Origin of the sequence: Pseudomonas sp. NPDC096950 (assembly GCF_044762525.1) — a bacterium.
Taxonomy (GTDB): domain Bacteria; phylum Pseudomonadota; class Gammaproteobacteria; order Pseudomonadales; family Pseudomonadaceae; genus Aquipseudomonas.
Genome location: NZ_JBIWEL010000006.1, coordinates 77,305 through 103,556, shown reverse-complemented (window position 1 = coordinate 103,556; position 26,252 = coordinate 77,305). Strand labels below are relative to the sequence as shown.

Below are 26,252 nucleotides of genomic sequence, written 5' to 3'. Positions count from 1 at the left end.
CACACACCACCAACAACACCAACACCACGTAGCTCAAGTCCAGCATGACGAGGTGGAAAACCAGAGTTTCATTGGAAATGTGCGGCTGCAGGGCATCGTGTGCGTAGGGCAGCGGCGGCAATTCGAAAGCCATGATGATTCTCCTAATCAGGTCAGTTGCGGTGAGCGCAAGGCCGATCACGGGCGGCCAGACAAGCGCCGGGGAGTTTGTACTCTTTGCGGCGCATCGAACCGGATCATAGCACCGGGGGTGCGGCATAACCACGCAACAACTGTGTGGAATAGAGGTTCCAGAGCCTTTTGGAATAAATCACGCGCTGGTGATTAGTTGGGCTGCTACGGTGAACATCATCACGGCCACCAACAGGTCGAGAATCCGCCAGGTACTTGGCCGTGCGAGCCACGGGGCCAACCATGCCGCGCCCAGCGCCAGGGTGAAAAACCACAACAAAGAAGCACTCGCCGCGCCGACGACATAGGCGCCCGGCTCGGTCTGTTGTGCGCCGAGGGAACCGATCAGCAGCACCGTATCCAGATAAACATGCGGGTTCAGCAAGGTTACCGCCAAGGCGCTGAGCAGTACCGCCCGCAGCGAACGCACGGTCTGGTTTTCGCCCTGTTGCAGGCTCTGTTTCGAGCAGGCACGACGCAACGCCTGGCTGCCGTACCAAATCAGGAATACCGCGCCACCCCAACGGGCCACCGCCAGCAATGTCGGATTTTGCGCCAGCACCGTCGCCAGGCCGAATACACCCGCGGCCACCAACAGCGCATCGCAGGTGACGCAGAGTGCGGCGACCGGCAAGTGATGCTCTCGGCGCAGACTTTGCGCCAGCACAAACGCGTTCTGGGTGCCGATCGCCATGATCAGCCCAGCCGCGACCAACAGGCCGTTTACATAGCTTTGCCACATGATTGCCTACTCCGCGTTGGCTGCCAGGTCCCGCAGCACGTGCATGGCGCGCTCGGCATCGGCCTGACCGACGAACAAATGGTCGTGGTAATAGCCGGCGATCACGTTGCAACTGATCCCGGCCTTGCCCAGCGCCGTGGCGAACGCGGCGGTCAGGCCGACGGCTTCGAGGGCCGAATGCACGTTCAAGGTGATCCACGCGGCGACGTAGTCGAAACTGAAACCGGCCTGCTCGGCGTGGGATTTTTCCAGAATGACCGTCAGGCCTTCCTGCTCGCGAAAGCTGCCGATGATTTCAAGGTCTGTAGGCAACTTGCCGTCGGGCAGGGTGCAGAACACGAATTCTCCGGCGTTGAGATGCGGGCTCATGCTGCGCAGCAAAGTTGCCAATGAAGTTTCGCCAGCCATGTCGGTTTTCCTTGTTCAAGAGTTCTTGCTGGCCATTCTCCGGCCTGAAGCTGTATAAGAAAAACCAATAGTGCTGATCGCTCATTAGGAAAACTGATGTTCGACTATAAATTGCTTTCTGCCTTGGCCGCCGTGGTCGAGCAGGCCGGATTCGAACGCGCCGCCCAGGTGTTGGGGTTGTCGCAATCGGCGATCTCCCAGCGCATCAAATTGCTGGAGGCGCGGATTGGCCAGCCGGTGCTGGTGCGGGTGACGCCGCCATCGCCAACTGAAATCGGTCGGCGATTGCTCAACCATGTGCAGCAGGTGCGCTTGCTTGAGCGGGATTTGCTGACTCTGGTGCCGGCGCTGGATGAAGAAGGCCTGCCGGAACGCCTGCGCATAGCCCTCAACGCCGACAGCCTCGCCACGTGGTGGGCCGAGGCGGTGGGGGACTTTTGCGCCGAGCAACATTTGCTGATGGATCTGGTCGTCGAAGACCAGACCGTAGGCCTCAAACGCATGCGCGCCGGGGAAGTGGCGGCGTGTGTCTGTGCCAGCGAGCGCCCGGTGGCCGGGGCTCGCAGTGTGTTATTGGGCGCCATGCGTTACCGGGCGCTGGCCAGTCCGTCATTCATTGCCCGGCATTTTCCGAACGGGGTTCGCGCCGAATTATTGCCGCGCACACCCGCGCTGGTGTTTGGCCCGGACGATTTCCTACAGCATCGCTACCTCGCGTCCCTGGGCGTGGACGGCGGTTTCGAGCACCATTTATGCCCATCGTCCGAAGGCTTTATCCGCCTCACGGAAGCCGGGCTCGGCTGGGGACTGGTGCCGGAATTACAGGTGCGCGAACAACTGCAACGGGGTGTTTTAGTGGAGCTTTTGCCAGATAAGCCAATCGATGTGCCGCTGTACTGGCATCATTGGCGCAATGGCGGTCAGTTGTTGGGGTTGCTCACTGACCAATTGGTACGTTCGTCGAAGCAATGGCTGGTGCCGTTGGACTGACGGGCAGCGTCAAGACTCACGCATTACGCAAAACGAAAGACATCGGAGCTTTACATGAAAATTCTGGTCACCGGCGCAAGCGGCTTCATTGGCGGGCGCTTTGCGCGTTTCGCCCTGGAGCAGGGCCTGGACGTGCGGGTCAACGGTCGCCGGGCCGAGGGTGTCGAGCACCTGGTGCGTCGAGGCGCCGAATTTATCCAGGGTGACTTGAGCGACCCGGAACTGGTGCGCGACCTGTGCGCGGACGTCGACGCGGTGGTGCATTGCGCCGGTGCGGTCGGGTTGTGGGGGCGCTATCAGGACTTTCACCTGGGCAACGTCCAGGTCACCGAAAACGTGGTCGAGGCCTGCCTGAAGCAGCGGGTCCGGCGTTTGGTGCATTTGTCGTCGCCGTCGATTTACTTCGATGGCCGCGATCATCTGGGCCTGACCGAAGAACAGGTGCCCAAGCGCTTCAAACATCACTACGCGGCGACCAAATTCCTCGCCGAGCAAAAGGTTTTCGGCGCCCAGGAGTTCGGCCTCGAAACCATCGCCCTGCGCCCGCGTTTCGTCACCGGCGCTGGCGACATGAGCATCTTCCCGCGCCTGCTGAAGATGCAGCGCAAGGGGCGTCTGGCGATTGTCGGCAACGGTTTGAACAAGGTCGATTTCACCAGCATGCAGAACCTCAACGAAGCGTTGCTCAGCAGCTTGCTGGCCAGCGGTTCGGCGCTGGGCAAGGCCTACAACATTAGTAACGGCGCGCCGGTGCCGTTGTGGGATGTGGTGAATTACGTGATGCGAAAAATGGACGTGCCACAGGTCACTCGCTACCGTTCCTACGGCCTGGCCTACAGCGTCGCGGCGCTCAATGAAGGGGTGTGCAAACTTTGGCCGGGGCGTCCCGAGCCGACCTTGTCGCGCTTGGGCATGCAAGTGATGAACAAAAATTTCACGTTGGACATCAGTCGCGCCCGGCATTATCTGGACTACGATCCGAAAGTCAGCCTGTGGACCGCCCTCGATGAATTCTGCGGCTGGTGGAAGGCTCAGGATATTCGCTAAGTGGCGTAGGACCTGTCCCGACACTGAACCGAGTGCAGGGTTGAGGGTCAACCAGTGCGGCAGTGGGGGTTATACTTCGCCGCATCAAGCCATCACCGCGTTTCACAAAGGTTGCCTCAATGTCCATGCGTAACGATGCCAACGACGACTTCGACGATGTACCGAGCCTGCGTGCCGACCCCCTCGATGACGATGATTTCCCGCCGACCGTGCGCACCACCGTGCATTCGCGGCCAGTGCCGGCGGTAAAAGTCAAAAGCGCCAGCACCGGCCCGTTGTGGGCATTGGTTGGCGCCTTGTTCTTCGCCTTCGCGGGCCTGGCGTGGTGGAGCTTCCAGCAGATCTCGCTGATGGAGCAGCAACTGGTGGCGACCCAGGAAAGTTTCGCGCGGATCAGCGAGGAAGCGGCGGGGCGCTTGCAGGACATTTCCGGCAAGGTCGTCGCCAGCCAGTCCAACGTCAGCAGCGACAGCGAGGCGTTGAAACTGCAGATCAAGCAACTGGAAAGCAAACTCCAGGATCAGAGCCAGGCCCAGCAAGGCGTGGTTGGCCAGACCAGCGAGCTGGACAAACGCCTGGCGCAAATGACCGCGCAGACCACCGCGCAAACCGCGGCCAACACGCAGTTGCAGACTCAGGTCAAAACCCTCAGCGATGAATTGACTGCCCTGAAAAGCGCGCCGGCCGACACCAGCAAAGTCGACGCTGAGCTGAAAAACCTCAATGCCGATATCGCGGCGCTGAAGAAACAGGGCAACCCGACAGCCGCAATTGATCGTCTGGAACAGGAAATCGTCGTGCTCAAGAGCGAGCAGGACAACCGCCCGGCCGCCGTCGCCCCAAGCGCGGCCAACACCGCCGAGTTCGACGCCTTCCGCGCCCAGACCACGCGCAACCTCAACACCCTGCAAGCGCAGATCCAGAACCTGCAACAACAGATCAACGCCCGGGCACGCTAGCCCGGCAAGCCAGTAGCCGCGGTTAGGGGAGTTACCTGTGGCGAGGGGGTTTACCCCCGTTGGAGTGCGAAGCGCTCCCCAGCGGTGTGTCAGGCACACCGCATTCTCAGGGTTTACGACTGCTTCGCAGCCGAACGGGGGCAAGCCCCCTCGCCACAAAAGCCCGATGCACTACCCGCAAACCACACCTTCCTGAATATCCATGCATATCCCCAACCCGTCTACGCTCTTGAAACATCAACAAGAACGAGGGATGCGCTATGGGGTTTGTGCACAAGATGGCCTGGCTGGTGGGGATGCTGTGGCTGAGCCTGGGCCAGGTTCAGGCGGCCACCGCGCCGAAGGATGACAGTCAGGCCGCCCGGGCCTTGCTGGAAAAAGCCCTGGCGTACTACCACGACAACGGCGACAAGGCCTTCGCGGCGTTCAGCCGTCAGGGCGAGTTTGTCGACAAAGACCGTTACGTCTTTGTGGTCGACACCAAAGGCGTGATGCTCGCCAGCGGTGGGCCGTCCTCGGCGTTGATCGGGCGTGATGTGTCCGAGATGCTGCCGCCGGATATGCAAAAAGCCTTCAAGGACGCCTTGAAAGTGCCGGAAGGCAACGGCATCCAACAGGCCGAATACCGCTGGCAGAACTGGGCCGATGGCAAGGTCGAGCGCAAGCATGTGTTCTATCAGCGCATCGGTCAGCGGATCCTGGCGGTCGGTTACTACGTGCCCCGAGCGTCGGCGGAGCAGGCGATGGCCTTGCTGAACAAAGCCGCCATCGACTTGGGCAAGGACGAGAAGGGCACGCTGACGGCGATCAACTCGCTGAAGGGCGGCTACTTGCAGGACGATCTATACGTCTTCGTGGTGGATCTGGATAACCAGCGCTACGTCGCCCATGGCACCAACCTGCGGCTGATCAATACCGACTTCAGCAAGGTCAACGACCCGGAAGGCAAACCGGTGGGCGAACCGATTTTGGCGTTGATCGCGAAGCAGGATCAGGGGGAGTACGCCTATCGCTGGAAGAACCCGGTGACCGGGAAGGTTGAGGACAAGCATGCGTACCTGAAGAAGGTGGGGCATTTTCTGGTTGCGGTCGGTTATTACAGCCCTTGATAGATGATCGTTCCCACGCTCTGCGTGGGAATGCAGCCCGGGACGCTCCGCGTCCCAAAGCGGACGCGGAGCGTCCATTGAGGCATTCCCACGCAGAGCGTGGGAACGATCGGCGGGGGGCTACCGAACCTTATCTTCGCGCCCGCGCAACACCTTGTTCGGCATCGCGATCGCCGCCGCCAACCCCAGCAACGACACCGCCGCGCTGACCATCAGCAGATGCCGGAACGTCAGCAGCAACTCCGCACGCAAGGCATTCTGCGCATCCCCCGGCGCGGCGTTCAAACCGTCCAGCAACACATTTCCCGAGTGCCCCTCGCCAATCAGCGCGGAGCCGCTCAGGTGGGCGAAACTCGAATCCTGCAGCAACGCGAGCAACAGCGCCGACATCAACGCCACACCCACCGCACCGCCCAGGGAGCGGAACAGGTTGGTGGTGCTGGTGGCGACGCCGATGTCCCGTTGTTCCACCGAATTCTGCGTACCTACCAACGAAGTCGGGAACTGCATGCCGCTGGCGATCCCGCTGAGCAACATAAACAAACTGCTCATCAGCAAGTCCTGGGGCGCACTGAAGGCCATGCCGAGAATCGAGATTGGCATCAGCAGCGCACCGGTCAGGATCATCGGCTTGTAGCGCCCGGTCACCGAGGTGCGGCGCCCGGCGAAATAGGCGCCAATCGGCAAACCAATCGCCAGTGGCAACAGGTGCAACGCAGCGCTGTCGGCCCCGGCGCCGGTGACGCTCTGGAAGCGCAGCGGCATCAGTACGATCAGGGAAATCGCCTGGAAACTGGTGAAGAAAATCGTGCACCAGCAAAAGATCGCGTTGCGGTTGGCGAACAGATGCATTGGCAGCAACGGTTCCCGCGCCCGCCGCTCATGCCAGACGAACACCGCCAATACCAACACCGCGCAAGCGAGCAACCCGAGCACTTCGGCGCTGCGCCACGAATGGCCCTGACCCACCTGAGTGATGCCGAGCAACAGCGCGGTCAAGCCAATGATCATCAGCACCGTGCCGAGGTAATCGATGATCGGTTTGCGCTGCGGCACTGGCAGCCCGACCAACGTGCGATTGGCCACCAGCCACGCGCCCAGGCCCAGCGGCAGGTTGATCAAGAACACCCAGCGCCACGACAAGTATTCGGTCATGTAACCGCCGAGCACCGGCCCGGCCACGCTGGCCACCGCGTACATGCTGCTGAAGTAGCCCTGATAACGACCACGCTCCCGGGGCGGGACGATGTCGCCGATGATCGCCTGGCTGACCGAAATCATCCCGCCGGCGCCGATGCCCTGGATGATCCGTGCCAGCACCAGTTGTTCCATGCTCTGGGCCATGCCGCAAAAGAACGAAGCAATGGTGAACAGCCCCATGCCGAACAGCATCAACTTGCGCCGACCGTACAGGTCGCCGAGTTTGCCGTAGATCGGCACCGCCACGGTCATCGCCACCATGTAGCCGGAAATCACCCAGGCCAGCAGGCTGACGTCCTTGAACTGCGCGGAAATGGCCGGCATCGACACGGCGACGATGGTCTGGTCCAGCGCGCCGAGAAAGATCGCCAGCATCAGGGCGATCAACACACTGCGGATGGCCGGTTTGGGCGTTTCAGGCTGGTTCAGATTGGTCACGGTAAAACCTGCGGGCGGTGATGGACCCGCAGGTGGCAAGGCGAGCGGGGATGCTCGCCAGTGTAAGTCGGTAGCAGGCTATTCGATAGCCTCGTATGGAAGTCCGACGTAATTTTCTGCAATGGTTTTCCGGCCGGCTTCGGAGTTGACGAAGTAGTCCAGCTCCGAGGCGCTGATGCGCTGGCTGAACGCATCGTGCTCGTCGAAGCGGTGCAGCATCGAGGTCATCCACCAGGAAAACCGCTCGGCTTTCCAGACCCGGCGCAGGCAGATTTCCGAGTATTTCTCCAGCAAGTCCACGCGTCCTTCGCGGTAGACCTTCAGCAGAATATTGAACAACGTGCTGACGTCGCTGGCGGCCAGGTTCAAGCCTTTGGCGCCGGTGGGCGGGACGATGTGCGCCGCGTCTCCGACCAGGAACATTCGCCCGTATTGCATCGGCTCGACCACGAAACTGCGCAGCGGCGCGATGCTTTTTTCGATGGACGGCCCGGTGACCAGTTTGTCCGCCAAGGCCTGGGGCAGGCGGGACTTAAGCTCATCCCAGAAACGCTGATCCGACCAATCCTCGACCTGCGCCTCGGCCGGTACTTGCAGGTAATAGCGGGTGCGGGTCGCCGAACGCATGCTGCACAGGGCAAAACCCCGTTCGTGGCGGGCGTAGACCAGTTCTTCGTGGACCGGTGGAGTGTCAGCCAGAATGCCCAGCCAACCGAATGGATAAACCCGTTCGAACACCTTCAGGCTCTCGGCGGGAATCGACTGCCGCGCCACGCCGTGGAAACCGTCGCAGCCGGCGATGTAGTCGCAATCGAGGCGATACGTCTCGCCGTCCTTGTCGAAGGTGACAAAGGTTTCTTCGGTTTTCATGCCGTGGGGGACGACGTTGCTCGCTTGATAAATTGTCTGCGCGCCAGCGTCCCGACGGGCGGCCATCAGGTCGCGGGTGACTTCGGTCTGGCCGTAGATCATCACGGTTTTGCCGCCGGTCAGGGCCTGCAGATCGATGTGCACCTGGCGGCCATCGAGGGCCAGGTCGAAGCCGCCATGCACCAACCCTTCGGCGTCCATGCGCTGGCCCACGCCAGCCTGGCGCAGCAGCTCTACCATGCCTTGTTCAAGCACGCCGGCGCGGATTCGGCCGAGTACATAATCGGGTGTCTGGCGTTCGAGAATGACAGTGTCGATGCCGGCGTTGTGCAGCAATTGACCAAGCAATAAACCGGATGGACCTGCGCCGATGATGGCGATTTGGGTTTTCAGCGTTTTCATTGTTTTTATGACTCGCAAGCTTCACACGACCAGAGCCGGTGAATAATTTTTATGGATCGAGTGCTTGCATTTTTCCCTCGCGAGTCTGTCAATTGAAGGTGAAAACTGAGCCGATACCTGTACATTCTGCCAATCGGTGCGATTATCGCCCCGTCTACCACGAGGCCTGGATTGAAGTGATGAACAAGCCTGACCTACCTTCGATTCCGGTGTTCAAGCTCTACGGTGAAAGCCTGGACTGGCCGACCCCCGACTTGCTGCACTGTGAAACCATTTCCAAACGCAGCCGCGAACATCAATGGGAAATCAAACCCCACCGCCACGCTGATCTGTGCCAATTACTCTTCGTCTTCAAAGGTCAGGCAGAGCTTGAAATCGAAGGTAAACGCACACAACTGACCGAGCCGGCGATGCTGATCCTGCCGCCGCTGTCGATACACGGTTATCGCTTTTCCGAGGACGTCGAAGGGTTTGTCGTGACCTTGGCCGCGCCGCTGGTGGCGCATTTGCAGTCACAACTGGGGAATTCGGTGAATGCCCTGGCCCAGGCCGAAAGCTATCCGGCGGGCAAGGACAGCGAGTACCTCAACAGCCTGTTTACCGCGTTGCAAAGCGAATACACCGGCCATCAACCGGCCCGGGAAATGCTCATGCATTCCCTGGTCAGCGTGATCATGGTCTGGGTCAGCCGCCAGGTGATCCAGCGCCGCAGCGCCAGTCAGCGCCCGCAGCGTGCCCGGGAATACCTCAACGGCTTTATTCAACTGGTGGAAGAGACTTACCGCCAGCACGTCAAGGTCGAGGACCTGGCCCATCGGCTGGGGATTTCCGTGTCCCACCTCAACGGCACGTGCCGTGAATTGGCGGGGCAACCGGCGTTGCAAATCATGCACGAGCGGCAATTGCTGGAAGCCAAGCGCCTGCTCACCTATACCAGCATGACGATTTATGAAATGTCCGACGTGTTGGGGTTTTCCGATCCGACCAACTTCACGCGGCTTTTCCGACGAAGGGTGGGGATCTCGCCCAAGGCGTTTCGCGACCGTTTGAAGGCCGATCAGGACAGCGAGGCCTGACACGCGGCGTTAGCGCAGGGCGTTGAGGGTCGCGTTGTGGGGAATGCAGCGCTCGTAGTTGCAGCTCGCGTATTCACGGGGCAGTTGCCGCAACTGCTCGACCCGCCACGCCGCGGTGCCATACAGCGCCAGCGTCGCCGCGCAGGTGACGAAAATGGCGAGGTATCTTCTTGTTTTGATGTTCATGGCGTTGACCTCTGAACGAATACCCTTGGGTACTTACATTCAGCATAGGTCAGCGCTCATGAGTTGCCACTGATGTGGCTTTCGCATGTCACCCAATATTCAAAACACTGATAACCCCCTGTGGGAGCGGGCTTGCTCGCGAAAACGGTGTGTCAGGCAACATTGATATCGACTGACACAACGCCTTCGCGAGCAAGCCCGCTCCCACAGGGGATCTGTGTGTTTAGGGGGATGGTATTTACAGGCCCGCATCCCAGGCTGGTTCTTCAGGGAATCTGAGCACCAGGAAGTCGAGCATGCTGCGCATTGTCGCCGGCATGTGCTTGCGGGAGGCGTAGACCGCGTACATGTTCATCTGCCGGGGTTCGGCGTGGGGCAGCAGGCGGATGAGTTCGCCGCTGTGGATGTACACGCCGGCCTGATAGCTGGGCAGCATCGCCACCCCGGCGCCGGCCATGGTGGCGCGCAGCAGGGTGCTGGCCTCGTTGGCGCTGATGTTGCCCTGCACCGGCACCGACACCTGCTCGCCGTCCTGTTCGAAATGCCACAGGCTTTTGCCAAAGTAGGAGTGGGTCAGGCAATTGTGCTGGCTCAAATCCTCGACCCGCTCCGGCGTCGGGTGTTCTTCCAGATAAGCCGGAGAGGCGCAAATGATCGAGCGGCACACCGTCAGTCGGCGGGCGATCAGGTTCGGGTCCAGGTCGTTGCTGGTGCGGATCGCCAGGTCGATGCGTTCGTCCACCAGGTTCACCGTGCGATCGATCATCTGCATGTCGATGCTGACGCCGGGGTAACGCTTGACGTAATCGGCCATGGCGTCCGCCAGTTGGGCCTGGCCGAACGAAGTGCTGACGCTGATCCGCAGGAGGCCACGGGGCGCTTCGTCCGGTTCGCTGATGGCGGCTTGCATGTCCGTGGACAGATCGAGCATCTGCCGACAGCGCGGCAGGATTTCGCTGCCCGCCGCCGTCAGGCTCAGCTTGCGCGTGGTGCGATGCATCAGCCGGGCGCCGACCCAATCTTCCAGTTCCGCCAGATAGCGCGACACTACCGGCCGTGACAGGTCCAGGTGATCGGCCGCCGCCGACTGGCTGCCGAGGTCCACCACCGCGACAAACACTTGCATTGCTTGAAGCCGATCCATGATTTGCCCACTTTTAGAAACAAACTATGTTCCAGCATCGCATTTTTTGTACTGAGTTTGGCAACTAAGCTCTGTGCCCATCGCCAAGCACGGCATTTGGACAACGGAGCAACAGATGATCGGTTTCACCACACTCAAGCGCATTCTCCTGGCAACCGCCACCCTCGGCTTCGCGGCCCACGCCGCAGCGGCTTCGACCTTGACCCTGGATGTCTACAATCCGGGCGACAAGGCGATCTTCCCGGTGACCTCGGTGCTGGTCAGCGGCGAGAAAGACGCGATCCTGGTGGACGCGCAATTCGGCAAATCCCAGGCCGAGCAAGTGGTGCAGAAGATCCGCGCCAGCGGCAAGCAACTGACCACCATCTACATCAGCCACGGTGACCCGGATTACTACTTCGGCCTCGACACCCTGACCGCTGCATTCCCGAACGCCAAAGTGCTGGCCTCGCAACCGACCGTGGATCACATCAAGCAAACCGTCGACGGCAAACTGGCGTTCTGGGGGCCGAAAATGGGCGCTGACGTGCCGGCCAAAACCATCGTGCCGGGCGTGCTCAAGGGCGACAGCCTGCTGCTCGAAGGGCAGAAATTGCAGGTGATCGGCCTGGAGGGCAAGCAGCCGGATCGCAGCTTTGTGTGGATCCCGTCGATCAAGGCTGTGGTCGGTGGCGTGGTTGTCGCGGAAAACATCCATGTGTGGATGGCCGATACCCAAACCCCGCAGTCCCACACCGATTGGCTGACGACGCTGCATTCGATCGAAACCCTGAAACCGAAAACCATCGTGCCGGGTCACTACCTGGGTGAGAGCGCTCGGTCCGTGGCCGCTGTGCAGTTCACTGCTGAGTACATCAAGGCCTTCGACGAAGAAACCGCCAAGGCGAAAAACTCTGCTGAACTGATCGCAGCGATGAAAAAACGCTACCCGACCCTGGGCGAAGAAAGCTCGCTGGAGCTGAGTGCCAAGGTCGCTAAGGGTGAGATGAAGTGGTAACCCGCAGCTTCACGTAACGCGCTTGATCTCGTTTTGATCGTTCCCAAGCTCCGCGTGGGAATGCCTCAACGGACGCTCTGCGTTCGGCTGTTGATGGGACGCGGAGCGTCCCGGGCTGCATTCCCACGCAGAGCGTGGGAAAGATCAATGACTACAGCTACACCCATCCCAACTGGAGAACGTCATGAGCAAAATCGCAATCATCGGTGCCACCGGTCGTGCCGGTAGCCAATTGTTGGAAGAAGCCCTGCGTCGCGGTCACAGCGTTACCGCCATCGCCCGCGACACCTCGAAAATCGGCCAGCGCGCCGGTGTGGTCAGCAAGAATGTCGATGCTCTGGATGCCGAAGCGCTGCAAGCTGCGGTCGCTGATCATGATGTGGTGATCAGCGCTGCACACTTCTCGACCCTGCCGGCCAGCGCTGTGATCGGGCCGGTGAAGAAGGCTGGGGTCAAACGTCTGTTGGTGGTGGGTGGTGCCGGTTCGTTGTTGCTGCCCAATGGCGGTCGCGTGATCGACAGCGAAGGCTTCCCGGAGGAGTACAAGGCTGAGGCCGGTGCCGGTGCTGTGTTCCTGGAGAATCTGCGTCAGGAGAAGGAATTGGACTGGACGTTTGTGTCGCCATCGGCGGAGTTTGTCGAGGGTGAACGCACCGGCAAATTCCGGATCGGCAAGGATGATTTGCTGGTGAGTGCGCAAGGGCGCAGCTGGATCACGTTCGCCGATTATGCAATTGCGCTGCTGGATGAAGTGGAAGCGCCGAAGCATTCGCGGCAGCGGTTTGCTGTGGGGTATTGATAGCGCGGCTGAAATCATTCGCGAGCAGGCTCGCTCCCACAGGGAAATGCATTCCAATGTGGGAGCGAGCCTGCTCGCGAAGTTTTTAGCGGGCTTGAGCCTGCTCCACCAACCACCCCAACAATTCCTGCAACTTCGGCGAAGGTGCCGGTTTCTGCGGCAATACCAGGTAATACCCCAACCCGGTTTTCACCTTCAATTCAAACGGCATGACCAGCCGCCCGGCGCTCAAATCGTCGCCGATCAACGACCAATCCCCAATCGCCACACCCGTCCCTTGGGACGCCATCGACATCGCCAGATCCAGCGTCTCGAAGTGCTGACCCTTGCTGACATTGTTCAAGTGCACATCGGCGCTGGCCAGCCAGGCTTTCCAGTCCCGTTCGTCGCGGGTTGGGTGCAGCAGCATGTGCTGTTCCAGATCTTCCGGCGCCTGCAACGGCACCGGTCCTTCTAGATAGGGTTTGGAACATACCGGCGTCAGTTGCTCATCGAACAATCGATGGGACGCCAGTGAAGTCTCTGGTGGTACGCCGTAGATCACCGCCGCATCGAACTGTTCGCGATGGAAATCCACGCCATGGCGCACGGTGGTGGTCAGCTCCACCGGCACATCCGGGCGTTCCTTTTGCCATTGCATCAGGCGCGGCAACAACCAGCGCATGACGCAGGTCGGGGCCTTGAGTTGCAGGGTTTCGCGCTTGGCGCCGATCTGTTCCACCGCCTCGCCGATCAGACCGAAAATCTGCTGCACCCGTGGCAGCCATTCCCGACCTTCGGCGGTTAAATCGAGGCCTCGGGCCTGGCGGATAAACAACTCATAACCGAGGTGATCTTCCAGTCCGGCGATCTGTCGGCTCACCGCGCCCTGGGTAATGTGCAACTGCTCGGCGGCCCGGGTGAAGTTGCAGCACTGTGCCGTGATCAGAAAAGTGTGCAGGGCGGGCAGGGGAGGCAGTCGTTTCATGAGGATCCAAGGTATGACGTGAGGACATGGCTAGTATGACTTTTTATCCATTGTTGCGGCTACGTGTCGCCCGTTCCAATGAGGCCATCCCTGGGCTTGCCTTCGCATCATAAACACTGCGCAGGCCCGGCGTCTCAAACGAACAAGAAGGGCAAAGACATGGCGACGTGCGGCGAAGTATTGGTCAAGTTACTCGAAGACTACGGGGTCGAGCAGGTGTTCGGCATTCCGGGGGTGCATACCGTTGAGCTGTACCGCGGGCTGGCCCGTTCTAGCATCAACCACGTTACGCCGCGTCACGAACAGGGCGCCGGCTTCATGGCCGACGGCTATGCGCGCACCAGCGGCAAACCCGGTGTGTGTTTCATCATCACCGGCCCGGGCATGACCAACATCACCACGGCGATGGGCCAGGCGTATGCCGATTCGATCCCGATGCTGGTGATCTCCAGCGTACAGACCCGCAACCAATTGGGCGGCGGTCGCGGCAAGCTGCATGAGCTGCCGAACCAAAGTGCATTGGTCGGCGGCGTCGCAGCGTTCTCCCACACCCTGATGTCGGCGTCGGAATTGCCGGGCGTGTTGGCCCGTGCGTTCGCGCTGTTCCAGGCCGGTCGTCCGCGCCCAGTGCACATCGAAATCCCGTTGGACGTACTGGTCGAAGAAGCCGACGACTTGCTCACCAGCGTCCCGGTCCACATCGACCGTGCCGGTGCCGCGCCGACCGCCGTTTCGCGCATGACCGAACTGCTGGCCGGTGCCAAACGCCCGTTGATCCTGGCCGGTGGCGGCGCCATCGACGCCGCCGCTGAGCTGACGGAACTGGCTGAATTGCTCGACGCACCGGTCGCACTGACCATCAATGCCAAAGGCATGCTGGAATCCAATCACCCACTGTTGATCGGTTCGACCCAAAGCCTGGTCGCCACCCGCGCCCTGGTGGCCGAAGCCGACGTGGTGTTGGCCATCGGCACCGAACTGGCCGAAACCGATTACGACGTAACCTTCGCCGGCGGTTTTGAAATCCCCGGCAAACTGCTGCGCATCGACATCGACCCGGACCAGACCGTGCGCAACTACCCGCCGCACGTGGCGCTGGTGTCCGACTCGCGCAATGCCGCGCAAGCTTTGCTCAGTGCGTTGTCCCACAAATCCCTGGCCGAGCGCCGCAACGATTGGGGCCAGGTGCGTGCCGCGCGTCTGCGTGAAGAACTGGCCGCGTCGTGGGATGCGCCGACTTTGGCCCAGACCCGTTTCCTTGAAACCGTGCTGCACGAATTGCCAAACGCGGTATTTGTCGGCGACTCGACCCAACCGGTGTACACCGGCAACCTGACCTTCAACCCCGAGCGTCCACGTCGCTGGTTCAACTCGTCCACCGGTTACGGCACCTTGGGTTACGCCTTGCCGGCAGCGATTGGCGCGTGGCTCGGTGGCAGCGTCGAGGGCGGTTCGCGTCCTCCGGTGGTGTGCCTGATCGGCGACGGCGGCCTGCAATTCACCCTGCCGGAACTCGCCAGCGCCGTGGAAGCGCGCACGCCGGTGATCGTCCTGCTGTGGAATAACCAGGGCTACGAAGAGATCAAGAAATACATGGTCAACCGCGCCATCGAACCGGTCGGCGTGGACATCTACACCCCGGACTTCATCGGTGTGGCCAAGGCTTTGGGCTGTGCGGCCGAAGCGGTCAACGGCGTCGAGCAACTGCGCAGCGCCTTGCGTGCCGCCACGGATCGCCAGGGCCCGACCCTGATTGAAATCGATCAGACCCAGTGGATGAAGGCGGTGTCGAAATGAGTTTCCCAACCACGCTGGACGGTCTGTACATCGACGGCCAATGGTCCGCCGGCAACGAACACTTGCGCGTGATCAACCCGGCCACCGAAGCCCTGTTGACCACCGTAAATGGCGGCGATGAACAAGCTGTCGATCAAGCCGTCAACGCCGCGACCCTTGCCTTCAAGGACTGGTCGAAAACCTCCGGCAGCGAGCGCGGCGCGATCCTGCGACGCATCGCCGCTGGTGTGGCGGCGGGTCGCGAGCAACTGATGCATTTGCAATCGAGCAACAACGGCAAGCCACTGTTCGAAGCGGCCATCGACGTCGACGACGTGATCGCCACGTTCGAATACTACGCCGGTCTGGCCGAAGGGCTGGATGCCAAGCAGGACAGCAGCGTTGAGCTGCCGAGCGACGACTTCAGCGCACGCCTGCGCCGGGAACCTTGCGGCGTCGTGGGCCTGATCGTGCCGTGGAATTTCCCGATGGTCACCACCGCCTGGAAACTCGCCCCGGCCCTGGCTGCCGGGTGCTGCGTTGTGCTCAAGCCGTCGGAAGTCACGCCGCTGCCGGAGCTGGAACTGGCCGCGATCATTGCCGAGGCCGGACTGCCCAAGGGCGTGTTCAACCTGGTCTGCGGCACTGGGCTGGCGGTCGGTGCGCCGCTGTCGTCGGACCCGCGCATCGCCAAGATTTCCTTCACCGGCAGTAACGCAGTAGGTGTCCAGGTGATGCAGCGCGCCGCCGAAACCGTGAAGGGCGTGAGCCTGGAGCTCGGCGGCAAATCCTCGTTGCTGGTGCTCAAGGACGCTGATATCGAACTGGCCGTTGAAGTCGCGTGCGGCGGTGGTTTCTTCAACGCCGGGCAGATGTGTTCCGCCACCAGCCGCGTGCTGGTCGCCGATGAACTGGCGGATGAATTCCTGATCCGTTTGCAGGCCCGCGCCGAAGCGATTCGCGTGGCCGATCCGTTCGACCCGAACGTGGAAATGGGTGCGCTGGTCAATCAGGCGCAATACCAGCGCGTGCTTGGCCACATCGATCGTGGCTTGAGCATTGGCGCCAAGCTGATTTGCGGCGGCAATCGTCCGGCGGATCTGCCGCGCGGATATTTTTTGCAGCCGACGATCTTCACCGAAGTGCCCCTCGACAGTGCGCTGTGGTGTGAAGAGATTTTCGGGCCAGTGATTTGCGTGCGCAGTTTTGCCTCCGAAGCCGAGGCGATTGCCCTGGCCAACGACAGCCAGTTCGGCCTGGTGGCCAGCGTGGTCAGCCGTGACGCCGAAGCCGCGGATCGGGTCGCCAACGCCCTGCAGGCGGGCCTTGTGTGGATCAACGCGCCGCAAGTGATCTTCCCGCAGACCGCCTGGGGTGGCTACAAACAGAGCAGCATCGGCCGCGAATTGGGGCCGTGGGGCTTGCAGGCTTTCCAGGAAATCAAACACGTCATTCGCGCCGTCTGAAGGCACGAAAAAGGTGAGTGCATGCCTCGTATCGAGGCATGCACTGGTGTCATGGCTTCGATGAGTTTTTATCGATAGTCAGGTGTTTTGCACGACCTCAGGATGAACTCGCTGGTTCTGCCAAGCCCCCGAAAATACGAGGGATAACGCTGATCCGGCCGCGCGGATGCAACAGTTTCGACCTGCCTTATACCTACAAAAACAAAGGGAGTCCGTAATGGGCGAGCATGATCTGAACAGACGTCAATTCATCAAAACCGTGGGTGTGGCCTCGGTGGCAGCGGCGGCCATGAGCTTGCCCTTCGTCAAGGCCAACGCCAGCGACACACGCTTCCAGGGCAAGACCCTGCGCTTGCTGACCTGGTCCGATGACACCGGGCTGGCGGCGCTGCGTAACATCGCGGCGACTTTCGAAGCCAAGTACGGCTGCAAGGTCATCGCTGACCGCACCGGCAGCACCTCGGAAATGGTCGCCAAACTCAAGGCAGGCGGTGATCGTCCGCAGTACGACATCATCACCCTGGCGGGCGTCGGCGCCGAAGGTTTGGCCGCTGCCGACCTGCTGGAAAAACCCGACCTCAACCGCATCCCCAATCTGGTGGACGTGCCGGAGAAATACCGCACCGGCGCCAACGGTCACGGCATCGGTTACCTGTTGTGGTGCAACAGCCTGGTCTACAGCACTCGCACCCAGACCGAAGCGCCAACCAGCTACGCCGCGCTGTGGGATGCCGAACTGGCACCGAACATCTTCCTGCCGCCGCCGAACTGGACCGAGGCGATGGACCTGATCATCATCGCCGCCAAACTGGCCGGTGGTGACGAACACAACATCGAACCGGGCTTCAAGAAACTCGCTGAGCTCAAAGATCGCGTCGTCACGTTGGGCGAAAACCCGAACCAGATTGCCGAGCTGTTCCGCACCGGTTCCCTGGACATGGGTGGCCTCTACGCCCCGGCGTTTTTCCCGAAACAGATCCGCGACCCGAACTACGGCCTCGGCGCCACCTTCGGCATGAAAGAAGGCTTCTACACCGACCTGATGCTCTCGGTAATGCCGAAGAATCGTCCGGGCGACACCGACCTGGCCTACGCCTTCATCAACCACTCCCTGGACCCGCTGGTGCAGGGCAAGATGGCCGAAGACATCTACAACGGCCCGGTCAACGCCAAGGCAATCATCTCCGCCGAAGCGCGCAAGAGCCCGTTCATCCTTACGCCAGAGCAGATTGCCGACAAGGCGATCATGCACGACAACGCCTTCCTGGCCACCGTGCATGACCAATGGATTCGTCGTTACACGGAAATCTTTTCTTCCTGATCGAGTGGTGAACGCAGGTCCTTCATCCACTGAAGATCCCCTGTGGGAGCGGGCTTGCTCGCGAATGCAATCTGTCAGTCGCCATGGATATTGACTGACCCACCGCTTTCGCGAGCAAGCCCGCTCCCACAAGGAGATGGAGGTGGATTCAAGGGCTGTGTTTGCCAGCTGCTTTCCATTGACGAGACCCTTGCTATGGAACACCAACCACATCTGACTCATCCGGTCGCCGCCGCGCCAGCGCCTTCGCGCCGGGGTGTGTCGCCGACCACCCGCGCCTGGCTTTTCCTGTCGCCGTCGATGCTGTTTCTCGGCGTGCTGATTGCCGCGAGCCTGCTGGTGCTGCGCATGAGCGTCGGCACCAAGGGCGCGGAGTGGACCGGGTTCAGCCTGGCCAGTTACGCGCAGTTACTGGAACCCTACTACCTCAAATCCCTGATGCTGACCCTGCGCCTGGCGCTGTTCAGTGCGGTGATCGCGGTGTTGTTGGCGATCCCGGTGGCCTACACCATGTCGCGGCTGACCTCGCCTTTCGTGCGACGGATTTTCCTCGCGGCGGTGTTGCTGCCGTTGCTGGTCAACCTGCTGCTGCAAAGCTACGGCTGGCTGGTGATTCTCGGCCCGGCCGGGATGCTCAATCAGGCGTTGTTGGGCCTGGGCCTGATCAAGCGACCGATCATGCTGCTGTACAACCAGAACGGCGTATTGATGGGCCTGGTGCAAACCGCGTTCCCATTGGCCGTGTTGCCGATTGCCAGCGCCATGCGCGGCGTCGCGCGGACCTATGAAGAAGCCGCCGCGACCCTCGGTGCCAGTCGCTTCCAGGTGTTTCGCCAAGTGGTGTTGCCGATGAGTTTGCCGGGGATCATCACCGGCGCGACGTTGGTGTTCGCCTACAACGCCAGTAGCTTCGTGGTGCCGTTGCTGCTCGGTGGCCGTCGCGTGCCGATGCTGGCGGTGATGGTGCATGACCAGATCGCCCCGCTGATGAACTGGCCCGCCGCGTCCGCTGCCGGTGTGGTGCTGATTGTCACGACGCTGGCGATCATGACTTTGTCCGAATACATCACGGGCCGTCGTCGGCGCATGCTGGAGGCTTCGCAATGAGTACGTTGACCAAGAAACGTTATGGCCTGCTGCCGGGCGAAACCGGCAAGTTCGCCGGCATCCTCTCAGGCTTCATCCTGCTGCTGGCGGTGTTGCCGATCCTGACGATGATCGTGATGTCGTTCAGCGGCGCGTCGAACCTCGACTTCCCGCCTAGCAGCTATAGCCTGCAATGGTATCGCGCGGCCTGGCACACCTTTGTTTCGCCGGACGCCAGCGATGTGCTTAGCCTCGGCAAAGCCATGACCACCAGCCTGATGGTGGCGTGCCTGACCATGGTCTTCGCCACGATCATCGCAGTGCCGGCGGCTTACGCGCTGACCCGTTGTGAGTTCCGTGGTAAAGCCGTTGCCCTGCAATTGATGTCGTTGCCACTAGTGTTCCCGATGGTGGTGTTGGGCCTGGCGTTGTTGCTGGTGTTCGACAGCCTGCCGTTCCAGATCACCACGTCGCGGCTGGTGATTGCCCATGTGATCCTGGCGTTGCCGTTTGTGGTGAAAAACTGCACGGCGGCGATGCTTTCCATCGGCAGCGAAGTCGAAGAGGCCGCGCAAATGCTCGGCGCCTCGCCGACCCGGGCGATTGTCGATGTGGTGGTGCCGCTGATGAAGTCGGGGATTCTGGCGGGGATGCTGCTGGCGTTCATCGTCTCGTTCAACGAATTCACCGTGACCTATTTCCTCTACACCATCGACGTCATGACCGTGCCGATCTGGATGTACAGCCGCACCGTGTCATCCCTCGACCCTACCGTTTTCTCGTTTGCCGTGCTGATCGTGCTGATCGACTTCGTCCTGATTTGGGCGCTCGAAAAGTTGGTCGGTGAAGGTGGCGTTTCGTTCTGATTTCTTGAGGTGATTTATGTCTGGTCTGATTCTGGAAAACGTCGAGAAACATTACGGCTCGGCCTGCGCGGTAAAGGATGTAAACCTGCATTTGCCCGAGGGCAAACTGGTGTGTTTCCTCGGCCCGTCGGGCTGCGGCAAAACCACGCTGCTGCGGATGATCGCCGGCCTGGAAACCCTGTCCGGCGGCGAGATTCGCCTGGACGGCGAGGACATCGGCCACACCCCGGCGCACTTGCGTAACTTCGGCATGGTGTTCCAGTCCCTGGCGCTGTTCCCGCACATGACGGTGGGGGAGAACATCGCCTATCCGCTGAAGCTGCGCGGCGTCAGCAAGGCCGATCAGCAGGCGCGGGTGGTGGAGTTGCTGGAGCTGATTCAACTGAAGGAAATGATTGATCGCCCGGTGGCGAAACTCTCCGGCGGTCAGCGCCAGCGCGTGGCGATTGCCCGGGCGATCGCCTCGCGGCCGAAAATCCTTCTGCTGGACGAACCTCTTTCGGCGCTGGATGCGAAGTTGCGCGAATCGATGCAGGTGGAAATCCGTCAGCTGCAACAGCGCCTGAACATCACCACGATCATGGTGACCCACGATCAGCGTGAAGCCATGACCATGGCGGATATCGTCGTCGTGTTGGGTGAGCACAAGGTGCAGCAAGTGGGCACGCCGATTGAAATCTACCGGCACCCGGCCAATGAATTTGTCGCGGACTTTATCGGTTCCGGCAACATCTTCCCGGCCACCGCGTTGGGCAATGGCAAGGTTGGATTGCCGGGTGGCGACGCGCTGGAAGTGCCGATCTGCAGCAGCATTGTGGTCGGCGAGAAGATCAAGATGCTGATTCGCCCGGAAGACCTGCAACTGTCGCATCCGCAGGCCACGGCGGGGAATCGGTTGTTGGGCAAGGTGACATTTGTGCGGGACATCGGCGCGACGATCGAGACGACGGTGGAGTGTTCCGGGGTGTCGTTTACCGCGTTGAGCACGCCTTGTCAGGGGTTTGGGTTGAGTATCGGGAATCCGGTTTCGGTGACGCTGCCGGCGGAGGCTTGCCGAGTCCTGAGCGCCTGATATCGGGTTTCTGCCTTTCGATCCACCCCTCACCCCAACCCTCTCCCCAGAGGGGCGAGGGGGCTGACCGAGTTGTTCTTGGAGCTACATCGACCTGAAAAGTCGAGTCGAACTCAGGTCTTGAAAAGCATGAAGATCTGCTCCCTTTCCCCCTCTCCCCTCTGGGGAGAGGGTTGGGGTGAGGGGTGGCTCTTGATACCAACCCAAAACTCAAACCGTCAACCGCAACCGCGCCAAATCCCTTAACGGTGGCGCCCCGAACAACCGGCTGTACTCCCGGCTGAACTGCGACGGACTTTCATACCCCACCCGATACCCCGCCGCCGACGCTTCCAGCCCTTCGGCGAGCATCAAGCGCCGGGCTTCCTGCAAGCGCAGTTGCTTCTGATACTGCAACGGACTCATCGCCGTCATCGCCTTGAAGCGGTGATGCAGGGTCGACACGCTCAGGTTCACTTCCTTCGCCAGATCATCGATGCGCAGCGGCTGTTCATAGTGGCCGTTGAGCCATTTGATCGCCTGGCTGATGCGATGGCTCTGGCTATTGGCGATGGCGATTTCATACAGGCGATGGCCCTGCTGGCTGCGCAGCAGGCGATAAAGAATCTCCCGGCGAATCAACGGCGCGAGCATGGCGATGTCTTTCGGGGTGTCGAGCAAACGGGCCAGGCGCAGCACCGCGTCGAGCATCGCGGCGTCCAGCCGTTCAACGTACAAGCCGCGCCCGGTGGGGCGGGTCGGCACACCCATGGGGCCGGCGTCGGCGATCAGCGCGGTGATTTCCGCCGGGTCGATGTCCAGGCGTACGGCGAGGATTGGCTCTTCGGAGGTAATGGTTACCACGCGCCCGCTGACCGGCATCGACACCGAGACCACCAGGTAATTGAGCGGGTCGTAGGTGAAGACCTCGTCGACCAGCCGAACTTCCTTGCGCCCCTGAGCCATGATGCACAGCGCCGGTTGCGCCAGTCCCGGAGAAAACTGGTGGGTCTGGCTGTAGCGCGACATGAACAGCGAGCCGACGGCAGTCGCATAATTGCCATCCTCCGTCGTGTTGCGGCGGATGATCGCGGCCAGTTCCTCGCGCTGTTTCTCCATGTCGGCGTCCAGCGGGGCTTCAAAGTGATCGAACGACGACATGCGGGGACTCCTCGTTGAGGCGTTGTGGATGGGCAGAGCTTAAGTTTGTGCAATCGAGAGCGGTAGACACATCCTGCCTGATGCTTGCCTGATTCTGCACTGGGTTGTTTCGCGGCGTTGCACTAGCAGCATCGACGGGGGAAAACTTGCTTGAAATCGCTGTGTCATCGCTGAGACATATGTAAACCGATGTTTCAGAGCTATTCGGGCATCCTCGCAGGATTGTGCAACAAGCTGGCAGGAATCGACTAACGGCCAGCCCGTCGCGCCGCCTAACCTTGGATCCTGTCGCAGCCCGTCCCTGGCTGCCTCGCAACTCCTTGGGAGGGTTGAACATGTCTACGCAGATTCCCGTCAGCCATATGGCCTTCGTTCGTGCCCGCGCCGGGCGTTCGGCGGAACTCGGTGCACGCCTGAGCGCACTGATCGAGCCATCCCGTTCCGCCAGCGGCTGCCTGAGCTTTGCCCTGCAACACTCGCAATGCGATCCCGACTTGTGGCTGGTGTCCGGCTTCTGGACCCATCAACAGGCCATGACCGCGTACTTCAGCACCCCCGCCATGCAGGTTTTCGCCGATCTGGTGCAAGACCTGGTGGTCAACAGCCTGGATTTCCACACCTTCAAGGACGTCTCGGCGGCCCAGGCGTTGGGTCAGACCAAAGCACAGGTGCACAAACTGGTCGGTTGAGGGTTTAATGGCTGCATTCTCAATTAACCAGGATGTGCGACATGGCACGCAAAGCCTTTGATCATTTCGAAGCTGTTTCCGCTGTAGTACCGGGCGAGGGTGGTTACCACGCCGCGATCGCCGTCAAAGCCATCGGTGGCACCGGCGCGCCACGCTTTCACAAAGTGCTTGAAGATCAGGTCTTCAAGACGGCCAACGAAGCCGACCTGGCCGCCGCCAAAGAGCTGACCCGCCTAAAAGACGTCAAAGAAGACGCTGACCTGCTCTGGTAGTTATTTTTTCGCCCCTGGGCGATACATCTTGAACAATGCCTCTGGTCCCAGCTGAAAGTAATCCGCCGGCCCGCCGCCGCGCAGAATCGGTTCTGCCGCGGCGGTGTCGTACACCCCATCCTTCAACAGCCACTTGGCGATATGCACGGCGACCACTTCGCCGAGAATCAGCCAGCTCGGCACCACATCCCCATCCGCGCGCTGCAACTGAATGATCTGCGTGACCTTGCATTCGAAGGACACCGGGCTTTCGGCGACCCGTGGCACCTGAATGATTTTCGACGCGGCGGGCGTCAACCCGGCCAGCTCGAATTCGTTGGTGTCGGGCGGGACCATGGCGCAGCTCTGGTTCATCTGCTCGGCCAGGGGGCGGGTTGCGAGGTTCCAGGCGAACTCACCGGTCTGCTCGATGTTGTTCAGACTGTCTTTGCGCCCGACGCTGGAAAACCCAATGATTGGCGGAATGTAGTTGAACGCGTTGAAGAAGCTGTAGGGCGCCAGGTTCAGGTGGCCGTTGGCGTCTTGCGAGGAAATCCAGCCGATGGGACGCGGGCCGACGATGGCATTGAACGGGTCGTGGGGCAGGCCGTGGCCGTTGGCGGGTTCGTAGTAGTGGATGTCGTCGGGCATGTCTGGGGTTCCTGGGGCGGTGTTCGGGTGGCAGTCATAGTGCAAGGGCACGCCGGTAATTTCCAGTCGGACGAAGATCCCTGTGGGAGCGAGCCTGCTCGCGAAAGCGGTCTATCTGTCGCATTGATGTTGAATGTGCTGCCGTCTTCGCGAGCAGGCTCGCTCCCACAGGTTCTTCACATGCCTTCAGACTTTCTTAATCCCCAAAAACGACTAAGCCCGGCCGAAGCCGAGCTATTCAATCCCTCAAGGTGTTAACCGATAGCACCCGCGGTGCCGGTTTTATCAAAGCCGTCAGAAGCGATCGCGCCAGCGGTGCCGGTGTGGTCAAAACCATCCGAGGCGACAGCGGTCGAGTGGGTGTGCTCGACGGCAGCCGTGGCGCCGGAGATGAAGTCCGCCGTGCCGGTTTTGTCGGAACCATCCGCAGCATAGGTGTTGGCTGCCAGTACGGTCAGGGCCAGGGCGAGGAACAGTTTGGTTTTCATGATAATGACTCCAAATTCGTTAAAGTTGATTTAAAACTACAACTTCAAGCTAAAAAGCATCGATTAATTAGATGTTAAGGCCGCCAAATGTTCGCGCTTTCAGGGCTTGAGCGGGCGAATCGCGGTTAATCGATCAGACAGGGTCAGGATGTGTTTCGAGCATTAACCGGTGATTAATCCCGGATAACAGTTTTTTCATGTCCCCAGGCGTTGGTGGTTTTGGGGGCTGCAATGGATATACGGGTGGCACGGGGAGATGGATGCGCCGGGTGGCGAAAGATTTTTGCTGGAGGGGATTTAGCGGGGGGAGGGACTGGTTTGAGACCGAGGTGCGGCCTTCGCGAGCAAGCCCGCTCCCACAGTGGATCGGCGTAAACCGTTCAAATGTGGGAGCGGGCTTGCTCGCGAAGAGGCCAGTACAGCCAATACAAATCTTGCGGTCAGTCTGTCTCAATCCGCGAATGCTTGCGGGTGTCTTTCATGGTCACGTACACCAGCAACGACACGGCAATGCACGCGGTGACATACCAGTAGTAACCGGTTTCCATGCCAATGCTCTTGAACCACAGCGCGATGTATTCGGCGGTGCCGCCGAAGATCGACACGGTCAGCGCATATGGCAAGCCAACGCCCAGTGCACGGATTTCGGTCGGGAACAGTTCGGCTTTGACCACCGCGTTGATCGAGGTGTAGCCGCTGACGATGATCAGCGCCGCCATGATCAGGAAGAACGCGCCCCACCAGGTCTGGATCGTGTGCAGGGTGGTCAGGATCGGCACGGTGAACAGCGTACCGAGCACGCCGAAGGCGATCAGGATCGGCCGGCGACCGACCTTATCCGACAAGCCGCCGATGATCGGTTGCAGGCACATGAACAGGAACAGCGTCGCCGCCGAAATGCTGGTGGAGTCGGTGATGCTCATGCCGACGGTGTTCACCAGGTATTTCTGCATGTAGGTGGTGTAGGTGTAGAACGCCAGGGTGCCGCCCATGGTCAGGCCGACCACGGTCATCAGCTCTTTGGGATGGCGCATCAACGTGCGCATGGCGCTTTCTTTCTTCTCTTTCTTGACCTTGTTGAACGACTCGGTCTCTTCCATGCCACGACGCAGGTAGAGCGCCACGACCGCACACAGCGCGCCGATGGCGAACGGGATGCGCCAGCCCCAGGCATACAGCTGTTCGGTGGTCAGCACCTGTTGCAGCACAATCAGCACCGCCAACGCGATGAGCTGACCGGAGATCAGCGTGACGTACTGGAAGCTGGAGTAGAAGCCGCGACGTTCCTTGGTCGCCATCTCGCTGAGGTAGGTTGCCGAGGTGCCGTACTCGCCACCGACCGACAGACCTTGCAGCAAGCGGGCGAACACTAGAAGGATCGGCGCGCCGATGCCGATGGTTTCGTAGTTGGGGCTCAGGGCAATCAGCAGCGAGCCAAAGCACATCAGGTACACCGAGGCCATCAGCGCGCGTTTACGACCGGCGCGGTCGGCGTAGAGACCCATCAACCAGCCACCGATCGGACGCATCAGGAAGCCCACGGCGAAGATCGCGGCGGTGTTCATCAGTTGCGCGGTGGAGGAGCCGGCGGGGAAAAACGATTTGGCGAAGTACAGGGAGAACGCGGCGTAGACGTACCAGTCGTACCACTCGACCATGTTGCCGACCGAGCCGCTGAAGATCGATTTGATCCGGCTGGCGGTGGTTCTTTCTTTGGCAGGCGCGACGGCCGACCCGAGGGGCAGGGCGTTGGAGTTATCCATTGAAGGATCCTTCGTTTAATTGTTTTTGTGGAGCGCGAGTTAACGCAGCCTGCAGGGGCTATAGCAGGAGGTGTGCCAAGGGGAGGAGGGCCGGTTTAGAGGGGGTAGCGGCATTTAATGAGCGGAAATCCGCTTATTGCATGCGGCGGGTGAGCGGATAATTGCTCATCCAAGTAGG

At 60.7% G+C, this 26,252-nt stretch carries 26 protein-coding genes and 1 pseudogene; 15 read left to right on the top strand and 12 right to left on the bottom strand.

Annotation, left to right across the window (positions count from 1 at the left end):
- The 3 genes and pseudogenes from ACIQY3_RS12850 to ACIQY3_RS12840 form a co-directional block, all read right to left on the bottom strand.
- A pseudogene (locus ACIQY3_RS12850) lies at positions 1-133 on the bottom strand (hypothetical protein); the annotation flags it as partial.
- 177 nt (positions 134-310) lie between these two features.
- Positions 311-913: a LysE/ArgO family amino acid transporter gene (locus ACIQY3_RS12845; protein ID WP_111451963.1), complete on the bottom strand. Its 603-nt coding sequence runs from the start codon at positions 911-913 to the stop codon at positions 311-313.
- 6 nt (positions 914-919) lie between these two features.
- Positions 920-1,321 carry an ACT domain-containing protein gene (locus tag ACIQY3_RS12840; protein WP_403019796.1) on the bottom strand — a complete coding sequence of 134 codons (402 nt, stop codon included), beginning with the start codon at positions 1,319-1,321 and terminating at the stop codon, positions 920-922.
- A 96-nt stretch (positions 1,322-1,417) separates the two neighbouring features.
- Here ACIQY3_RS12840 and ACIQY3_RS12835 point away from each other — a divergent pair, with 96 nt between their 5' ends.
- The 4 genes from ACIQY3_RS12835 (at position 1,418) to ACIQY3_RS12820 (ending at position 5,426) form a co-directional block, all read left to right on the top strand.
- Positions 1,418-2,311, top strand: a complete 894-nt coding sequence (locus tag ACIQY3_RS12835) for a LysR family transcriptional regulator ArgP (protein WP_403019794.1) — start codon at positions 1,418-1,420, stop codon at positions 2,309-2,311.
- A 54-nt stretch (positions 2,312-2,365) separates the two neighbouring features.
- On the top strand, positions 2,366-3,358 hold the full coding sequence (locus ACIQY3_RS12830; protein ID WP_403019793.1) for an NAD-dependent epimerase/dehydratase family protein: 993 nt from the start codon (positions 2,366-2,368) through the stop codon (positions 3,356-3,358).
- 119 nt (positions 3,359-3,477) lie between these two features.
- Positions 3,478-4,317 (top strand): ATPase, encoded by an 840-nt coding sequence (locus ACIQY3_RS12825; protein ID WP_403019792.1) that lies wholly within the window; start codon positions 3,478-3,480, stop codon positions 4,315-4,317.
- A gap of 260 nt (positions 4,318-4,577) precedes the next feature.
- On the top strand, positions 4,578-5,426 hold the full coding sequence (locus ACIQY3_RS12820) for a cache domain-containing protein (protein ID WP_403019790.1): 849 nt from the start codon (positions 4,578-4,580) through the stop codon (positions 5,424-5,426).
- Between the two features lie 120 nt (positions 5,427-5,546).
- Here ACIQY3_RS12820 and ACIQY3_RS12815 read toward each other — a convergent pair whose 3' ends face one another.
- Together ACIQY3_RS12815 and pobA are read right to left on the bottom strand one after the other, a co-directional pair.
- Positions 5,547-7,064 carry an MDR family MFS transporter gene (locus ACIQY3_RS12815; RefSeq protein ID WP_403019788.1) on the bottom strand — a complete coding sequence of 506 codons (1,518 nt, stop codon included), beginning with the start codon at positions 7,062-7,064 and terminating at the stop codon, positions 5,547-5,549.
- Positions 7,065-7,142: 78 nt separating this feature from the next.
- Complete coding sequence (pobA, locus tag ACIQY3_RS12810; RefSeq protein WP_403019976.1) at positions 7,143-8,327, bottom strand: 4-hydroxybenzoate 3-monooxygenase; 1,185 nt, start codon at positions 8,325-8,327, stop codon at positions 7,143-7,145.
- A 188-nt stretch (positions 8,328-8,515) separates the two neighbouring features.
- On the opposite strand from pobA, the gene ACIQY3_RS12805 reads away from it, so the two are divergent.
- Positions 8,516-9,412, top strand: coding sequence for a helix-turn-helix domain-containing protein (locus tag ACIQY3_RS12805; protein ID WP_403019786.1), 897 nt, complete (start codon positions 8,516-8,518; stop codon positions 9,410-9,412).
- 9 nt (positions 9,413-9,421) lie between these two features.
- On the opposite strand, the gene ACIQY3_RS12800 is transcribed toward ACIQY3_RS12805, so the two are convergent.
- Both ACIQY3_RS12800 and ACIQY3_RS12795 read right to left on the bottom strand, forming a co-directional pair.
- Positions 9,422-9,598, bottom strand: coding sequence for a hypothetical protein (locus ACIQY3_RS12800; RefSeq protein WP_185058301.1), 177 nt, complete (start codon positions 9,596-9,598; stop codon positions 9,422-9,424).
- A gap of 238 nt (positions 9,599-9,836) precedes the next feature.
- Positions 9,837-10,742 (bottom strand): LysR family transcriptional regulator, encoded by a 906-nt coding sequence (locus ACIQY3_RS12795; RefSeq protein ID WP_403019784.1) that lies wholly within the window; start codon positions 10,740-10,742, stop codon positions 9,837-9,839.
- A gap of 115 nt (positions 10,743-10,857) precedes the next feature.
- Between ACIQY3_RS12795 and ACIQY3_RS12790 the strand changes: the two genes are divergently transcribed.
- Both ACIQY3_RS12790 and ACIQY3_RS12785 read left to right on the top strand, forming a co-directional pair.
- A complete protein-coding gene (locus tag ACIQY3_RS12790) occupies positions 10,858-11,739 on the top strand; it encodes an MBL fold metallo-hydrolase (protein ID WP_403019783.1) in 882 nt (293 codons plus the stop codon).
- Between the two features lie 184 nt (positions 11,740-11,923).
- Positions 11,924-12,538, top strand: coding sequence for an NAD(P)-dependent oxidoreductase (locus ACIQY3_RS12785; protein WP_403019782.1), 615 nt, complete (start codon positions 11,924-11,926; stop codon positions 12,536-12,538).
- Between the two features lie 85 nt (positions 12,539-12,623).
- Here the strand turns inward: ACIQY3_RS12785 and ACIQY3_RS12780 are convergent, their stop codons facing one another.
- Positions 12,624-13,505, bottom strand: a complete 882-nt coding sequence (locus ACIQY3_RS12780; protein ID WP_054045108.1) for a LysR substrate-binding domain-containing protein — start codon at positions 13,503-13,505, stop codon at positions 12,624-12,626.
- Positions 13,506-13,664: 159 nt separating this feature from the next.
- Between ACIQY3_RS12780 and ACIQY3_RS12775 the strand changes: the two genes are divergently transcribed.
- The 6 genes from ACIQY3_RS12775 to ACIQY3_RS12750 all read left to right on the top strand — a co-directional run bounded on the left by ACIQY3_RS12775 (position 13,665) and on the right by ACIQY3_RS12750 (position 21,092).
- Positions 13,665-15,302, top strand: coding sequence for a 5-guanidino-2-oxopentanoate decarboxylase (locus tag ACIQY3_RS12775; RefSeq protein WP_403019779.1), 1,638 nt, complete (start codon positions 13,665-13,667; stop codon positions 15,300-15,302).
- Positions 15,299-16,747, top strand: a complete 1,449-nt coding sequence (locus ACIQY3_RS12770; protein ID WP_403019778.1) for an aldehyde dehydrogenase family protein — start codon at positions 15,299-15,301, stop codon at positions 16,745-16,747. Before ACIQY3_RS12775 ends, ACIQY3_RS12770 begins: the two co-directional genes overlap by 4 nt.
- A 217-nt stretch (positions 16,748-16,964) precedes the next feature.
- Positions 16,965-18,068, top strand: coding sequence for an ABC transporter substrate-binding protein (locus ACIQY3_RS12765; RefSeq protein ID WP_054045101.1), 1,104 nt, complete (start codon positions 16,965-16,967; stop codon positions 18,066-18,068).
- 195 nt (positions 18,069-18,263) lie between these two features.
- Entirely contained in the window at positions 18,264-19,175 is a 912-nt protein-coding gene (locus ACIQY3_RS12760) for an ABC transporter permease (protein ID WP_403019777.1), read from the top strand.
- Positions 19,172-20,020, top strand: a complete 849-nt coding sequence (locus ACIQY3_RS12755; protein ID WP_054045098.1) for an ABC transporter permease — start codon at positions 19,172-19,174, stop codon at positions 20,018-20,020. The genes ACIQY3_RS12760 and ACIQY3_RS12755 overlap by 4 nt, the downstream gene beginning before the upstream one ends.
- A gap of 16 nt (positions 20,021-20,036) precedes the next feature.
- Positions 20,037-21,092, top strand: coding sequence for an ABC transporter ATP-binding protein (locus ACIQY3_RS12750; protein WP_403019776.1), 1,056 nt, complete (start codon positions 20,037-20,039; stop codon positions 21,090-21,092).
- 210 nt (positions 21,093-21,302) lie between these two features.
- On the opposite strand, the gene ACIQY3_RS12745 is transcribed toward ACIQY3_RS12750, so the two are convergent.
- Complete coding sequence (locus ACIQY3_RS12745) at positions 21,303-22,232, bottom strand: AraC family transcriptional regulator (RefSeq protein WP_054045094.1); 930 nt, start codon at positions 22,230-22,232, stop codon at positions 21,303-21,305.
- Positions 22,233-22,567: 335 nt separating this feature from the next.
- Here ACIQY3_RS12745 and ACIQY3_RS12740 point away from each other — a divergent pair, with 335 nt between their 5' ends.
- Positions 22,568-22,921 (top strand): putative quinol monooxygenase, encoded by a 354-nt coding sequence (locus ACIQY3_RS12740; RefSeq protein ID WP_054045091.1) that lies wholly within the window; start codon positions 22,568-22,570, stop codon positions 22,919-22,921.
- A 41-nt stretch (positions 22,922-22,962) separates the two neighbouring features.
- Positions 22,963-23,193 (top strand): hypothetical protein, encoded by a 231-nt coding sequence (locus ACIQY3_RS12735; protein WP_403019775.1) that lies wholly within the window; start codon positions 22,963-22,965, stop codon positions 23,191-23,193.
- On the opposite strand, the gene ACIQY3_RS12730 is transcribed toward ACIQY3_RS12735, so the two are convergent.
- The 3 genes from ACIQY3_RS12730 to ACIQY3_RS12720 form a co-directional block, all read right to left on the bottom strand.
- The gene (locus ACIQY3_RS12730; protein WP_403019774.1) at positions 23,194-23,823 is read right to left on the bottom strand and encodes a flavin reductase family protein; all 630 of its coding nucleotides are present in this window, start codon (positions 23,821-23,823) and stop codon (positions 23,194-23,196) included. It abuts the gene before it with no gap.
- 254 nt (positions 23,824-24,077) lie between these two features.
- The gene (locus ACIQY3_RS12725) at positions 24,078-24,311 is read right to left on the bottom strand and encodes a hypothetical protein (RefSeq protein WP_403019772.1); all 234 of its coding nucleotides are present in this window, start codon (positions 24,309-24,311) and stop codon (positions 24,078-24,080) included.
- A gap of 440 nt (positions 24,312-24,751) precedes the next feature.
- Complete coding sequence (locus ACIQY3_RS12720) at positions 24,752-26,074, bottom strand: MFS transporter (RefSeq protein WP_054045084.1); 1,323 nt, start codon at positions 26,072-26,074, stop codon at positions 24,752-24,754.
- Positions 26,075-26,252: the final 178 nt, after the last annotated feature.

Excerpts from the sequence above, each read along its gene's own strand:
- ACIQY3_RS12825 (WP_403019792.1), top strand. The coding sequence starts at position 3,478 with ATGTCCATGCGTAACGATGCCAACGACGACTTCGACGATGTACCGAGC.
- ACIQY3_RS12770 (WP_403019778.1), top strand. The coding sequence starts at position 15,299 with ATGAGTTTCCCAACCACGCTGGACGGTCTGTACATCGACGGCCAATGG.
- ACIQY3_RS12785 (WP_403019782.1), top strand. The coding sequence starts at position 11,924 with ATGAGCAAAATCGCAATCATCGGTGCCACCGGTCGTGCCGGTAGCCAA.
- ACIQY3_RS12780 (WP_054045108.1), bottom strand. The coding sequence starts at position 13,505 with ATGAAACGACTGCCTCCCCTGCCCGCCCTGCACACTTTTCTGATCACG.
- ACIQY3_RS12790 (WP_403019783.1), top strand. The coding sequence starts at position 10,858 with ATGATCGGTTTCACCACACTCAAGCGCATTCTCCTGGCAACCGCCACC.
- ACIQY3_RS12775 (WP_403019779.1), top strand. The coding sequence starts at position 13,665 with ATGGCGACGTGCGGCGAAGTATTGGTCAAGTTACTCGAAGACTACGGG.
- ACIQY3_RS12820 (WP_403019790.1), top strand. The coding sequence starts at position 4,578 with ATGGGGTTTGTGCACAAGATGGCCTGGCTGGTGGGGATGCTGTGGCTG.
- ACIQY3_RS12765 (WP_054045101.1), top strand. The coding sequence starts at position 16,965 with ATGGGCGAGCATGATCTGAACAGACGTCAATTCATCAAAACCGTGGGT.
- ACIQY3_RS12745 (WP_054045094.1), bottom strand. The coding sequence starts at position 22,232 with ATGTCGTCGTTCGATCACTTTGAAGCCCCGCTGGACGCCGACATGGAG.
- ACIQY3_RS12740 (WP_054045091.1), top strand. The coding sequence starts at position 22,568 with ATGTCTACGCAGATTCCCGTCAGCCATATGGCCTTCGTTCGTGCCCGC.
- ACIQY3_RS12800 (WP_185058301.1), bottom strand. The coding sequence starts at position 9,598 with ATGAACATCAAAACAAGAAGATACCTCGCCATTTTCGTCACCTGCGCG.
- ACIQY3_RS12795 (WP_403019784.1), bottom strand. The coding sequence starts at position 10,742 with ATGGATCGGCTTCAAGCAATGCAAGTGTTTGTCGCGGTGGTGGACCTC.
- ACIQY3_RS12840 (WP_403019796.1), bottom strand. The coding sequence starts at position 1,321 with ATGGCTGGCGAAACTTCATTGGCAACTTTGCTGCGCAGCATGAGCCCG.
- ACIQY3_RS12755 (WP_054045098.1), top strand. The coding sequence starts at position 19,172 with ATGAGTACGTTGACCAAGAAACGTTATGGCCTGCTGCCGGGCGAAACC.
- ACIQY3_RS12725 (WP_403019772.1), bottom strand. The coding sequence starts at position 24,311 with ATGAAAACCAAACTGTTCCTCGCCCTGGCCCTGACCGTACTGGCAGCC.
- ACIQY3_RS12760 (WP_403019777.1), top strand. The coding sequence starts at position 18,264 with ATGGAACACCAACCACATCTGACTCATCCGGTCGCCGCCGCGCCAGCG.
- ACIQY3_RS12720 (WP_054045084.1), bottom strand. The coding sequence starts at position 26,074 with ATGGATAACTCCAACGCCCTGCCCCTCGGGTCGGCCGTCGCGCCTGCC.
- ACIQY3_RS12835 (WP_403019794.1), top strand. The coding sequence starts at position 1,418 with ATGTTCGACTATAAATTGCTTTCTGCCTTGGCCGCCGTGGTCGAGCAG.
- ACIQY3_RS12730 (WP_403019774.1), bottom strand. The coding sequence starts at position 23,823 with ATGCCCGACGACATCCACTACTACGAACCCGCCAACGGCCACGGCCTG.
- ACIQY3_RS12805 (WP_403019786.1), top strand. The coding sequence starts at position 8,516 with ATGAACAAGCCTGACCTACCTTCGATTCCGGTGTTCAAGCTCTACGGT.
- ACIQY3_RS12750 (WP_403019776.1), top strand. The coding sequence starts at position 20,037 with ATGTCTGGTCTGATTCTGGAAAACGTCGAGAAACATTACGGCTCGGCC.
- ACIQY3_RS12735 (WP_403019775.1), top strand. The coding sequence starts at position 22,963 with ATGGCACGCAAAGCCTTTGATCATTTCGAAGCTGTTTCCGCTGTAGTA.
- ACIQY3_RS12845 (WP_111451963.1), bottom strand. The coding sequence starts at position 913 with ATGTGGCAAAGCTATGTAAACGGCCTGTTGGTCGCGGCTGGGCTGATC.
- ACIQY3_RS12830 (WP_403019793.1), top strand. The coding sequence starts at position 2,366 with ATGAAAATTCTGGTCACCGGCGCAAGCGGCTTCATTGGCGGGCGCTTT.